Raw genomic sequence first — 12,951 nt, forward strand, 5'->3', positions numbered from 1 at the left:
CCCAACGAGCCCGGAACTGCGGCTCGCGAGAGACCACACTGGCGATGGTCTACAAGCTGCTGGAGTCAGCGCAGAGGAACTGGAAGCGGATCAAGGGATTTAATCTGCTGACCCTTGTGGTCAACAATGTGAAGTTCAAGGACGGCGAACAAGTACAGGATCAATCAGACAGGAACGCGGCCTGATGCCGTACACCAGATTTGACAATAACTCGCGCTGATTTATTACCAACTTTATTTCAAGCCCACAGCTTTAAGTCGAACAATAGCGCCGAACCAGAGCCTCCGTGGAGGCTCTTTTTTTTGCTCGGAAGATCTGCTGGCACCGAATCTTTCTTTATTGTTACTGTATTACCGTAACCGTAATTACCGTAATAACGGTAATTCTCTACTTATTAAAATGTATCTTTGAAAAAGTAGAGCTGCTGGAATACGATAAGAAGCGGTAATTACCCCCGGCAGCGGCAGACCTGTCGGTAAGACGCGCAGCCCACAGGAAGCCTCATTCATGAGTCCAAAGGATCTCTACCCTGATTTGAACAGCAGCTCACAGGCTCTGCCGGAGAGAAGCGTTAACATGGCCGAAGTGATGCCAGCCTCAGAGCTTATCGAGCAAAACCCGGCCATGGCTTATTTGGTCAGCCTGGGCTCGAAGAAAAGCCGCCAGACCATGAAATCCTTCCTGAATATCGTGGCTCGAATTAACGGGTATGCGTCCATTGAAACCTGCCCCTGGGCTCAGCTTCGGCGGCACCACGTACAAGCGGTGCTGCAAATGCTGGAAGATCTTGGCCGGGCTCCAGCGACCAGGAACACCTATCTGGCGGCCATCAAAGGCGTAATGACTGAGGCGTGGATCAAGAAGCAGATCGACCATGACACCTACCAGCAGATCAAACTGATCCGGACAGCAAAAGGCACGAGGTTGGCTAAGGGCAAAGCCTTGGCGAAGGAAGAACTCCAGAAACTTTTTTTCACATGTGAAAGTGATTCCAGCCCAAAGGGATTACGAGACGCTGCGATTCTTGCCGTCCTTGTTGGCTGCGGACTTCGGCGGTCTGAGATCGTGGCCCTTGACCTGGAGAGCATTGATTTCAAAGAGCAGTGCTTAAAGGTGCTGGGTAAAGGGGACAAGGAACGCCTGGCATTCATGCCGCCCGGCCCGCAGCAGCGAGTTAAGCGGTGGATTGATGAGGTACGTGGTGACTACCCTGGCCCGCTGTTCCCGCGTATCCGCCGATATGGCGATGTCACGACTGAGCGGATGTCCGACCAAGCCATCTACTACATCCTGGATACTCGCCGCGTTGAGGCGGGACTGGACGAATTCGCTCCTCACGATCTTCGTAGAACCTTTGCCTCAGCGATGCTGGACAATAAAGAGGACATTATTACGGTAAGGGATGCCATGGGCCATGCCAGCGTCACAACGACTCAGCGATATGATCACCGGGGCAATGACCGGCTTCGAGAAGCCAGTCAGCGCCTCGATGTTGGTTGAGGGGTGGTGACAGGTGAAAGCTACGCTTCAGCACGGTAGCAGGGAGCCTTCAGGCGGCGGTGGACTCTTTTTCTCAGGAGCCAGCGCATCACTCGTCTCTGGAGCTGCTCCTCGCATGGCCACCGACCGTCCTCCATTAGATCCCCAATATCCGAGAGGGTGGCCTCTACCACCAGTCTCTCGTCTTGCGGAGTCAGCAGTCGTTCAGGATCAAAATCGTCAAGAGTATAAGCCAGACGTTTTCGGTAAAGATCGAAACGGGCTCGGGCCTCAAAACCACCGGGGGTTACCTCGTGTGGAAGGCGTTTGCGCAGGCGTTTCCTCAGCTCCTGAAGTGTTACCGAAGTTTGCGCCGACGCAACATAGTGCTCAGCAATCTCCAGGCCTGCTGCCAGAACATCCTGGTAATCACCGAGCTCGCGGATTTGGGGAGACTCATCCAGGAACTCGATTACAGCCTCATATACTTTGTGCTCATCGAACATATTTTGCCTCGTCGCTATGCCAGTGAATGCGCCCAGGGCGCAGAAACAGTTCTGGTTGGCTTACGGCAAACGAAAATTTAGGAGGGACGCTTTTTATGACTGAAGAGATTTACGGCGAGGCGATGAAATTCTTCTCGGATCGCCAGCAAGATCCGGGCAAACGGACAGGCCTTAATGTTCAATTTACGGCAACCCGCAAAAAGTATCCAACCCTGAGCGTTGAAGTGGCCCCGATCCTGGAGCCAGGTCAAAGCCCGTATTGGGCCAGAAAAATCACCATCCAGCTCACGCCAACCGAGTTGACCGCGTTTTGTGGGGTGATGTTTGGCCTGCGAAAATCTATGAAAGGTGCTTACCACGGCGAAGCGAAAAACAAAGGCATCGCCGCCTACAACAACGGGCCAAGCGGAGCTGTCATTGCTCTATCGGAACAGGGCCGACAGCTCCAGAACTTCCTGACTCCAGAGGATCGACTGGAGCTGGCGGTATTTTCTACCCGCCGTCTTGCGGAGGCCTGGAAAGTAACGCCCTCTGACGCGGTGGCCTTTTTGCGGCAAGCTGCGTGGTTGGATCGCCAGCCCTCTTAGCTACAGCGCATTCAATATGTAAATTTAGACCATCATGCAGAGTTGGCCCCGTAAGGGGCCAGCCTTCAACCTCACCGTTCGACTCAGCCCTTTATTGCCTTCCCGGCCTTTTCTTATTTCTCTCTTTTTCTCTCTCTTTCTCAATCTAATTTCACGCGGCGCAACGAACGAGAGGGATCCCGCCCAGCCTGAGCGCAGCGAAGGCTGCCAATCCGTTACACCCCTCGTTGCATGATGGTCTAAGACTGTCTACTCTTTGCTCAAAGTATCATCAAAACAATCTTGTTCAGGAGCCCGCTGCATGGCCACTGTCATTTCGGAACAATACACGGCCATGTGCCGACATCTGAATCAACTCGAACGAGCACTCCAAAAAACGCCTCACCGGGCCGCCAAGGTGACGACGATTCCCGGCGTTCCACGGGGCCGCGAACAAGAAGCCGTGACCACCATCGTCGTGTCCGAACATTCAGGCGCAGACGCGATCAGCAGTGCAGCCCGTTGCTACCAGGATCTCCACATTCATCCGAATTTTTCTCAGAAGTCCGCCAGGAGGACGCCCGGCGTCCTGTGGTTTTCCCCTTCCCTATCTGGGGGGACAGGAGAAATTGTCGAGCTGGTACAAAGCATCAACGAAGCAAAGTCCGGTATCGAGGAGCACATCATCTCGAACTACGACACAAGGCAGGCGCGGTTTGAGGCGTTACGAGCCGAATGCCCAGGGATTATGACTTTGCATTTGTACCGGCAGATTCGGTGTTACACCGAGGGCTCTGTTTCGTCAGTACGTTTTTTCTGGCAGCGCAAAGACGCTCTGGTAAAACCGAAAAAGGCAGAGCTTGAGCGCCGGATTCGAGAAGACCTAGAACATTACAGCGAGCGCAACAAATTACCGCTGGAACAATTGCTGACGAAAATCGTGGCGACCCCTGAGAGCCAGCTCCGGGTTAGGCGACCAGTGAAAGTGCAGCCCGCAGCAAACCTGATGCTTGATCGTTCTGTCAGAACAATCAACACCCCCATGCCGATCATCGTGATCCAGGAAGCTGAAGTGGAGATGAAGATGCTTCATGACTTTGACGCATCAGTACATCGCAAAGCCCGCTCCGACCGTCGAGTCTCAGAAGTGCTCGGTACGTTTGGTGGCAACACCATTGAGGCGTTTTCGGAGTAACTTCGCGCTATCTTCCAACCAGATTCTGTTGGATAGTCATGCTACGCGAGCACAAATAGTGTATAATTACCGTAATTACGATAATTACTATCAAACGAGCGAGGCCGACATTATGGCGCGTAAGCTGATTTCAGAAGCGGATGTCCACGCAACCGCCGACGCCCTTGTGGCAGAAGGTAAAGAGCCCACTATTCTTGCCATCTACTCTGTGCTGGGCTGCGGGAGCTATAGCACCATCAGCAAGTACAAGAAAACGTGGAAAAAACAAAACGGCGATGTTCCTGAGCACATCCAGCTCAAAGCTGATCTGCAAACGCCGGAGGAAATTCTCAAAGTTGCAGAAAGCTTCGCCCAAAAGCTCTGGGTGCAGGCCAAGGAAAGAGAGCAAGCCATTCTGGAAAGTGAGCATAATGCTCTGTCGCTGGAAAAAGCGGAGATGAACGAACGCGCCGAAGAAATCATTGAGCGTTCAGAACAAACCCGCGTACAACTCGAAGATCTCCAGGCGGAAATGGAACACCTCACCCTCCAGCATGAAAAAGCTCTTGCATCGAACAGGGAGCTGTCTCACGAGCTGGATTTAAAATCAGCGGCACTGGAAAGGGCTGAACAGCAAGTCGGTAAGCTGGAACATAAGCTTGAGACGCTGACCTCAAAGTATGAAGGCAAAATTGAAGAGGTCACCAGGCTCAATGGTAATGTCACGCATCTCAATAGCGAGGTTAGCCGATTAACCAAAGATCTGGACGAACGGAAAGACGAAAACGAGCGTTTGCGCCAAAAACAGGCAAATACAGAGGCCACCTTATCTGAGAAAGCGCGGCAAAATCAGAGTCTCCAGGAGGAGATTCAACGCCTCCAGAACACCGTGGATGATGCTGTTTCTGCTCAAGAGAAAGCAGAACAGGACATCCGAAATGTTTCGGAGCAAAATGCCGCGCTCTCGGCCCAAAACCAAGAAAAAGAGGCTCAAAATCAGAAGCTGGAAGCCAAGCTGGACAAGGCTATGACAGACCTCAAATCTCTTGAATCCGAGAACGCAGCTCTTCACCGCTCCCTCGAAGAACGGGACAAAGATGCGCGAGAGAAACCAACCGCTAAAGTACAGCAAGAAGTGGGTAAAAAGGGCTCAAAAACTAAGTGAGAGGATCCGGCTGGCTGAAGAGTTAGCCAGAAGACAGTGCCCCTCTGCCTTGGAGTGGCTGTTGCCAATGCGCAAATGGGTGCTTGAGATTGCGATGGTCGAGGCTCCCGGATGGTGGACAGACCGAGACTGTGAATCGGTCATACCCGTTGCTGAGCATCGTGTTGAAACGCTGATAGGCGCAGCAAAGCATTATCACCGCACAGTGACACGAATTTCACCGGACAATAAACAGTGTGCGGCATAAATGAGCTGGCAACTCCCGCCTGACACACCGGAACAGGCTTTGATCACTCAGTACAAAGGCCGTCGATTAGTGGTCAAAGCCTATGCCGGGACGGGCAAGACAACAACATTGGTCAAGTTCGCGCTGAACAACCCCGGCGAGCGAATTCTGTATCTGGCGTTTAACCGGGCAATACGTGATGAGGCGATCTCTAAGTTCCCACGCAACGTGGAATGCAAAACTTCTCATCAGCTCGCCTATGCCGCCATTGGGCGACAGTATGCACACAAGCTGACCAACAATCTCCGCTTAACCGATATTGCCAACGCATTACCGTCTCCGAACTGGACGATGGCGCGTGATGTCATGGCCGTCCTCAACGCCTTTATCACCAGTGCAGAACAGCGCATTCTGGATTGCCATTTCCCTCAGAAGCAGAATGAACCCCAGGGCAGGACGCGCAATCGCGTGATGTATCAAGCCCGAGTGCTCGACGCTGCCCAGATGATCTGGCAACGGATGACTGATCTTGATGACGATTTCCCTGCCACACACGACACCTATTTGAAGCTCTATCAACTGAGCCTCCCAGATTTGTCACGCCGGTACAGCATTATCCTCTTTGATGAAGCCCAAGATTCCAACCCGGTAACCAATCACATTGTTCTTCAGCAAAACTGCAAAGTAATTTTCGTGGGCGACGATCACCAGCAGATCTACCGGTTTCGGGGTGCCAGCAACGCCATGAAAACCTCCATGCTGGAGAAAGCAGACATGCTGTATTTGACGCACAGTTTTCGATTCGGCCCCCAAGTTGCCATGGTTGCGAACGCCTTGTTGATGCTCAAGCAGGAAACCCGCCCCGTGATCGGCAAGGGCGCGGAAGGCCAAGTCCTACGGAAGCTACCGCCAAACACCAAGCAATTCACCGCTTTGGCCAGAACGGTAATGGGCGTGATTGGTGTGGCCTTCTCTGCGGCCCTGTCAGGGAGGTCAATTTTCTGGGTCGGCGGCATCAAAGCCTACCAACTGAATGAGCTGGAGGATCTTTTCTGGTTCGCGTTACGACAACCGCAAAACGTCCGGAACAAGAAGCTCCTGAAGGACTATCAAAGCTTCGAGGAGTACGAGGAAATTGCGAAGGCAACCAAGGATCCGGAGATGCTTCGCGCCATTGCCTTGCTCGAAACCTACGATGACATCCCGCACATGATCGGAATGATCCGTCAGCACACAGTCAACCTTGAGGGAAACGCCGACATCGTTGTTTCGACCGCACATCGCTGCAAAGGGCTAGAGTGGCAATCGGTTGTCCTGGTTGACGACTACCCGGATATTTTTGATCCTGACATGGCACACGATGCACGAGAAGATGAAATCAACCTTCTATATGTGGCGGCCACCCGAGCCCTCCAGGTGCTGATCATCAACACCGCGTTAGAACTGGTTCTTCAGTACGCCAAAGGGCTCGCCTACAAACAGGCTCAGCAATAACCCTCAGCCAACCGGCTCTTTACGCCCTTTTTGGGCAATTTCAGACACCATGGTTTTGGTCGGCCTTCAGTAAGATTTCAGGTAATTCATACCAACTACCTGTAGATCTATGCTGAAACGACACCTTTCAATAGCCTTGGCGTTTACGTTGCTGTGCTCGCCTCTACTCTCTCATGCTCAAAATGCCGGGGGAGACTCAGGATTCTTTGACCGGAAGGCCGAAGGTTGGTTTTGGTACAAAGAAGAGATCCCGGAAGAACCGCCCGAGCCGGAAGAGCCGGAACCTGAGATCGTTGCCGCTCCCCCGCCAGAACCCGCTCCCATCGAAGAAGTGGAACCAGCCCGACCAAAAGGGCCGGAAGTATTCTCTGCGGCCTGGTTCCGAGAAAACCTCCCAAAGTACAAGGATGCAGCCTGGGATAACCCCACCATTGAGAACGTCCGCACCTACATGTACCTCCAGCGGTACGCCATGGACAGGAGTGAGCAGTTTGCCAACGCCTCGGAAATGGCGGTCGTGGGCGATCCGTTCCTTGATGAAGAAACCCGACGACCCAGCGCATCGTTCGCCTCACAGCCACTGGATCGTTGGGCAGGAAGGAATAAGGACAACATCGCTCACAAGATTGCTCAAAAGGCCGGTCTGTTTTTCTTTTTTGAGTCCGACTCCGATACGAGCCGGATTCAGGCACCGATCTTGAAAATGCTCGAAACCCGCGATGGGTTCACGATTTTGCCCATATCGCTCGACGGTAAGCCACTGCCAGACGGCTCCTTCCCGAATTTCCGAACCGACCAGGGACAAGCAGATGCCATGGGAGTCGATGCTTTGCCTGCACTGTTTCTCGTTTCTGAAGACCGGGAAGTGGAACCGATTGCGCAGGGTGTTCTGGCTCTCACTGAACTCAAAAGCCGGATCATTCTAGCCGCCAAACGCCGAGGCTGGATCAGTGATGAAGAGTTCAACAAAACTAAGCCCATCTTGAATCTGGACAACAACATTGCCGCCATCCTGGACGCGCATTCCTATGAGCTGGGCCAACAGTCTGGCCAAACCTCGACTGAAGACGATGGCACCAACTTCATTCCTCCAGAACAACTGAGTGACTTCATTAGAGAAAAACTTCGGACTTCATCAGGAGCGCAATAATGAAAAGTAAGGTCAAAAAACTCACCCTCAGTGTCGCATTGGCCGTAGCCACGATGACGGGATCCGGAGTTTCTCACGCGGCACTTCAAGACGAACTGGACAGTTTCTTTGGTGACATGACAAACGCCACTGCGCCAGGCGTATTTGAGACACAGCGGCGAGGTGTGCTCTCTGGTGGTCGGTTCACCACGAAATCCAAGATCTTCGATGAAAACCTGATCACATTCTCACCGCCCTCGTGGAAAGGCGGCTGTGGTGGCATTGACATGTTCAACGGCTCGATGAGTTTCATTAAAGCAGAGCAGATTGTTCAGTTGCTCCGGGCTGTTGCCGCCAACGCGAAAGGTTATGCATTCCAGCTTGCCCTGGATAACGTCTGCCCGGACTGCTCGAAGCACATTGAAGCTTTTCAGAAGAAGGTTCAGGCGCTAAACGAGCATTTGGGTAACTCCTGCCAGTTGGCTCAGGGCATTATTAATGACGGAACCTCCGCCTTTGACATCAAAGGCAGAACTGATGCGTCCATTACAGCTACGCTGACTGGTGTAGTTGATGATGTATTTTCTGCGCGTGAAGAAACAGAGAACGGTAAAACTCCGGAAGAGCAGCTTTCCGAGGCAGAGCTGCTTCAAAAAGAGCTGATCGGCAACATCGTCTGGCAGCAGCTCAAGAAACAAAACTCAGCATCCTGGTTTACCTACGGCGACAATAACTTACTCGAAGCCATGATGAGTTTGACCGGAACCATCATTCGAAAGCCACCGGAAACAGATCCCAACCATATTGGTGATCCTGCTGATGCATCTAAAACCATGCCGATTTCAACCCAACCGGCCAAGCCTGACATCCTCAATGCGTTGCTCGCCGGGGGCCAAGCCAGCATTTACGACTGTGACACCAACGACAAGTGCCTGAACCCAACGGATCAAACGGTCACCATAGAGGGCTTGGGTAGGCAGGTCGAAAAGCTCTTGATGGGATCTGGCTCAAACCCTGGCATCATCGCCAAATTCGCACGAAACCAAGGTTCTTTGAATAGCGCCGAACAAGCGTTCATGGCAAACCTGCCAGCCGGATCGGGGGCAATCATCCGAAATCTGTCGGTGCTTTCTGAGGACGCTGCACAGATATTCGCTTCTAAAGCTTCATACAGCATTGCTCTGACCATGGTTTACACCATGACTGAGGAACTGTTCCGAGCTGTCAGTCTGGTCGTCAGCCAGTCTAAAGCGCCCCACCAGAAGAAGGCGTTTGATCTGATTAGCGATTCCCAAACAAAACTCCGTCAGGACTTCCAGCAGCTCCGTTCAGAATATGGCGATGTGTCAGAGCTTATCCAGTATTACAACGCCATGCTGGATAACCTTCGCAAGCAGAGATACACCCTTAACTCTTTGACCTCGCCGCAACGTACCAAGGAGTAAGAGATGGAATTTACGATTTTTTCTGTTGGTGATGCGGCGTTTCTGGAGCAAATCCTCATCGCCGTAGCAATGGTCACCAGTCCGGGAACTGGCTTTACAGATATTGTGAAGATCGGCCTGTTGATCGGTGTCCTGCTCATCCTTGTCCAAAGCGTGTTTCAGGGTGCAAAAGAGGTCAACATTCAGCAAATATTTATTGGCTACCTGATTTACGCACTGTTCTTTGTTCCGACAACACTGGTAAAGATCGAAGATGCCTATACCGGCGATGTTCGTGTCGTGGACAACGTACCGCTGGGTATCGGCGCGGCTGGCGGAATCATCTCGACCATTGGTTACAATATCACCAACTTGTTCGAGCAAGGGTATGGTGTGATTGTCCCGTCCGCCACCGAAAACCGCTTTGCTGAGTCGCTGAAACTACTGAATGATGTACGGAAAAGGGTTGCCGCAACACCGGTCTATGCCGTTATGGATGCAACAATCGGCGGCGATGCCGACATTCGTAAGTCCTGGAACAACTACATCCGTGAATGCACCCTTACCGCCGTTGACCTGGGGCCAGATCTTGGCGGAAAGCGACTCACCGATATTATGTCCGGAGAGCTCCCGGACGCATTGCGATTCAACTCAAACCTCTATGGAACCCGCCTGTATTTGGGCGGTGGCGGAACAGACTATTCCTGCTCTGATGCGTACACCGTGCTGGTGAACAACACAAACTCTGCATTGGCATCGCCAATGACAGATAACGCGATCAGCAAAATTCTGGGAATAGACACAACGGGTGTTGGTGCCAGTTCTGCTATTAGCGAAATATCCAACAGCCTTGGGATGCTGGGACAAAGCTCTACAGCGGCGACTGACTACCTCACCGCTGCGGTACTTGAACCAATCTATTACGAGGCCGCTCAAGGTCGTTACACCGACTTTCAGGACATCGCTTCTGCGACAATGATCAACCAGGCCATTCAGCAGAGAAACACCCAATGGGCCGCCGAACAGTCAATGTTCATGACCATTGTTCGTCCGATGATGACGTTCTTTGAAGGGTTCGTTTATGCCATTACGCCCTTTATGGCCTTTCTTATCGTCCTGGGTAGTTTCGGCATCGGCCTTGCGGGCAAATATCTTCAGACCTTGCTATGGATCCAGCTTTGGACACCCGTCCTGGCTATTATCAACCTGTACCTTCACACAGCGGCGGCAGGTGATCTATCCAGCATTGAAGGTGAACTCAATTCTTTCTACGCCCTGAACGCGGCAAGCGACCAGCTCCAACATTGGATTGCTACTGGTGGCATGCTTGCCGCCGCCACACCAATGATTTCTCTGTTCATCGTCACCGGCTCAACGTATGCCTTCTCGAACCTTGCTGGACGCATCAACGGTCGGGATCACCTTGACGAAACGCTACAGAGCAAGGATCTGGCGACCAACGGCCCCGTCATGCAAAACGCTGCTTCTAATGAATACACCGATCTGACGGGCATGGCCTCAACAGGCGCGGCAGGGTTGATGGGCTCCATCTCGTTTGGCTCCGGTATGGGTAAGATGGTGGCATCCTCACAACAGCGAATGGAGCAATCGCAGCAAGGCTTTTCAGAAGCTTTGGGGTCAACATTCTCCTCCGGGAAAATGGATAGCCAGACCTACGAGAAAGCTGCCGCACTTGGACGCACTCACAGTGCGATGCACGGCACCAGTCAGGGTGTCGTGAATGAACGCGCCCAGCAGATCATGGAAAACTCCTCCATTGGCCACCAGCATGCGGATGCAGTCAAAGGCATCGTCTCAGCGGTCGCCAGCGGCTCAATCTCCGGAGAACTTGGCACCAAGATGCTCAGCCAGCTTGCTGAGAGCGCAATGGTCTCGGACGGTGGGAGTCAGTCCTCACCTCTAAACCCGAGTCCAGGATCTACCCCAGGTAGTACCGCGAGCCAAAATACAAGTGCTACACGATCCGCTACCCGTACAGGGGGTAAAGCGAAAAGTATTGGTGTAGGAGTTGGAGCGGAGGCCTCTTTGAAAGCTGGCGCGGACAAGACCACCACTGATACTCGAACCACCCAACAGGATAACTCTGCCGCGTTTAGTGATGCTCTGAAGTTCTCGAAGGCCGAACAGTCGCAGGTCTCGAACAATCTGGCCCTGGCACTGTCCGAGGGGAACAAAGACGCCCTTAGCAAGACCTTCGGCGCTCAGGATTCGCAAACGCTAACTAAAAATGCCCAAGACGTTGTGAGCAGCAACGAAGCTTACAACAGGGCGGCCTCGTTAAATGAAAACGCCTCTGCCCTGAACAACCTGAGATTACGCGATGTAGGGAATCAAGTCGCCGGTAATTCAGATGCCATGGGGCAATTGAATGACTACTGGAACACTGGCGGAGTCAGTGCGGCAACCAAAGCAGAGGCTCAGCGTCTTTATGAAAGGTACTCTGCTCCATCCACCGAAGGCGGCTATGGTATGAGCAGCTCTGCGGCACTGGCGGCTGCTCGAATCAAGGCACTTCAAAACTCAAGCAACCATGAAGGAACAACTGACGACCAGTACCAGAGAAACTTCAATGCAGCGGTCGGCGCAGTCGGCACAGGACTTGGCCTTGCCACAGGCAACTACGGTGGATTTGACCAGAATTCCGGCCTCAGAGACGTTGATAATGGAAACCTGAAAAACCGAGCTAATGAAAACGCCCAGAACATCGAGAATGCAGTGGATCCAGCCAAAAATATTGGATCACCTGATGGGCTTGGCCCGAATTACCAAGATCCAACATCCGCTGGCGACACACCTGGCGTCATCGGTGCTGAAGCAGCCAGAAACAACCAGCGAGTTGGTGGAACCGGCTCCGCGTGGGAAGCAGGCCGAAACGCCCAGAACGAAATGCCTGCCAGACAACAACTTCTTAACAACGGGCCTGAGTATGACCGCATGAGCGCAGCCGATCTCTACGGAAGCGTCGAGAATGCAAATGATTGGGTCAGCCGAAGAATGCAGGAAGCCGAAAAAGCTGGTCAGAACCTGTTTAATGCAGCGGGTGAAGGGATGACTGCTGCTTCTGCAAACTTCGATGAGCGACTTGCAGCACTGAAAAACGACCCCGCACTTCGGCAACAAGTCATTGATGCGACACGCGGCACCCAAAATGACCTGGAAGAGTCCGGCCTTGCTGGCAAGATAATGTCCGGGCTCTCCACTGTAGGACAAAACATCATTGGCATGGCGGCAACAGGTATGGAGCTGGCCCGTGGTGAAATCAGCTTCAGCGACCTGAAAGACATGTCGTTTGAAGAAAAGGGCATGGTGTACTCTGCCGCGCTCAGCCACGCGATGGCAACCGGTGGAGAGGCCGCAGCCAGAGCCTTCCAAGAGTCTGAAGGTGTGCAATTCCGTCAGGAGTTCTACCAAGAGGCCATGTCCAGGGGGCTAACCCATGAACAGGCTCAGGTGTATGCCCATTCCTTCGATATGGAGGTGTTTGGTCAAAGCCCCGAGCGAGCCGCAGCCATACAGGGGCTTGCCGCTACTTACGCTGAACGTGATGAACACGGAAACATCATGCGAGATGGTAACGGAGCCCCTGTTCTGTCCGAACAAAATCAGGAATTCGTTGATCACATGGTTCATACCATCACTGAATCAGCTAGAGCTGGCTCTACTATGTCGGGCTCTTATCTGTCGGGAGTCGCGCACTACAACAACATGACTGGTCGAGGGGCCAGCGTCATGAATTAACCTGCAACCAAAAAAGGGGCCGAAAATCG

The 12,951-nt window shown here is 52.7% G+C and carries 9 protein-coding genes and 1 pseudogene; 9 read left to right on the forward strand and 1 reads right to left on the reverse strand.

Annotated features, from left to right (window positions below; translation table 11 throughout):
- Positions 1 to 185, forward strand: a pseudogene (locus tag LWH94_RS09370) (IS256 family transposase); the annotation flags it as partial.
- Positions 186 to 576: 391 nt separating this feature from the next.
- Positions 577 to 1,500 (forward strand): tyrosine-type recombinase/integrase, encoded by a 924-nt coding sequence (locus LWH94_RS09375; protein ID WP_232902006.1) that lies wholly within the window; start codon positions 577 to 579, stop codon positions 1,498 to 1,500.
- Between the two features lie 20 nt (positions 1,501 to 1,520).
- On the opposite strand, the gene LWH94_RS09380 is transcribed toward LWH94_RS09375, so the two are convergent.
- Positions 1,521 to 1,985 carry a hypothetical protein gene (locus LWH94_RS09380; RefSeq protein WP_232902007.1) on the reverse strand — a complete coding sequence of 155 codons (465 nt, stop codon included), beginning with the start codon at positions 1,983 to 1,985 and terminating at the stop codon, positions 1,521 to 1,523.
- Positions 1,986 to 2,080: 95 nt separating this feature from the next.
- Between LWH94_RS09380 and LWH94_RS09385 the strand changes: the two genes are divergently transcribed.
- The 7 genes from LWH94_RS09385 to LWH94_RS09415 all read left to right on the forward strand — a co-directional run bounded on the left by LWH94_RS09385 (position 2,081) and on the right by LWH94_RS09415 (position 12,922).
- Positions 2,081 to 2,572: a hypothetical protein gene (locus LWH94_RS09385; protein ID WP_232902008.1), complete on the forward strand. Its 492-nt coding sequence runs from the start codon at positions 2,081 to 2,083 to the stop codon at positions 2,570 to 2,572.
- Positions 2,573 to 2,873: 301 nt separating this feature from the next.
- Entirely contained in the window at positions 2,874 to 3,746 is an 873-nt protein-coding gene (locus LWH94_RS09390; protein ID WP_232902009.1) for a DNA replication terminus site-binding protein, read from the forward strand.
- 112 nt (positions 3,747 to 3,858) lie between these two features.
- A complete protein-coding gene (locus LWH94_RS09395; protein ID WP_232902010.1) occupies positions 3,859 to 4,890 on the forward strand; it encodes a DNA-binding protein in 1,032 nt (343 codons plus the stop codon).
- Between the two features lie 247 nt (positions 4,891 to 5,137).
- Positions 5,138 to 6,610, forward strand: coding sequence for a UvrD-helicase domain-containing protein (locus tag LWH94_RS09400; RefSeq protein WP_232902011.1), 1,473 nt, complete (start codon positions 5,138 to 5,140; stop codon positions 6,608 to 6,610).
- A 109-nt stretch (positions 6,611 to 6,719) separates the two neighbouring features.
- A complete protein-coding gene (traF, locus tag LWH94_RS09405; protein ID WP_232902012.1) occupies positions 6,720 to 7,760 on the forward strand; it encodes a conjugal transfer protein TraF in 1,041 nt (346 codons plus the stop codon).
- Complete coding sequence (locus LWH94_RS09410) at positions 7,760 to 9,184, forward strand: conjugal transfer protein TraH (RefSeq protein WP_232902013.1); 1,425 nt, start codon at positions 7,760 to 7,762, stop codon at positions 9,182 to 9,184. The genes traF and LWH94_RS09410 overlap by 1 nt, the downstream gene beginning before the upstream one ends.
- 3 nt (positions 9,185 to 9,187) lie before the next feature.
- The gene (locus tag LWH94_RS09415; RefSeq protein ID WP_232902014.1) at positions 9,188 to 12,922 is read left to right on the forward strand and encodes a conjugal transfer protein TraG N-terminal domain-containing protein; all 3,735 of its coding nucleotides are present in this window, start codon (positions 9,188 to 9,190) and stop codon (positions 12,920 to 12,922) included.
- Positions 12,923 to 12,951: the final 29 nt, after the last annotated feature.

The sequence above is a fragment of the Marinobacter sp. G11 genome (assembly GCF_021282325.1).
Taxonomy (GTDB): Bacteria; Pseudomonadota; Gammaproteobacteria; order Pseudomonadales; family Oleiphilaceae; genus Marinobacter; species Marinobacter vinifirmus.

Bases quoted from the DNA above. Each gene is read 5' to 3' on its own strand.
- LWH94_RS09415 (WP_232902014.1), top strand. From the start codon at position 9,188: ATGGAATTTACGATTTTTTCTGTTGGTGATGCGGCGTTTCTGGAGCAA.
- LWH94_RS09400 (WP_232902011.1), top strand. From the start codon at position 5,138: ATGAGCTGGCAACTCCCGCCTGACACACCGGAACAGGCTTTGATCACT.
- LWH94_RS09390 (WP_232902009.1), top strand. From the start codon at position 2,874: ATGGCCACTGTCATTTCGGAACAATACACGGCCATGTGCCGACATCTG.
- LWH94_RS09375 (WP_232902006.1), top strand. From the start codon at position 577: ATGGCCGAAGTGATGCCAGCCTCAGAGCTTATCGAGCAAAACCCGGCC.
- traF (WP_232902012.1), top strand. From the start codon at position 6,720: ATGCTGAAACGACACCTTTCAATAGCCTTGGCGTTTACGTTGCTGTGC.
- LWH94_RS09410 (WP_232902013.1), top strand. From the start codon at position 7,760: ATGAAAAGTAAGGTCAAAAAACTCACCCTCAGTGTCGCATTGGCCGTA.
- LWH94_RS09385 (WP_232902008.1), top strand. From the start codon at position 2,081: ATGACTGAAGAGATTTACGGCGAGGCGATGAAATTCTTCTCGGATCGC.
- LWH94_RS09380 (WP_232902007.1), bottom strand. From the start codon at position 1,985: ATGTTCGATGAGCACAAAGTATATGAGGCTGTAATCGAGTTCCTGGAT.
- LWH94_RS09395 (WP_232902010.1), top strand. From the start codon at position 3,859: ATGGCGCGTAAGCTGATTTCAGAAGCGGATGTCCACGCAACCGCCGAC.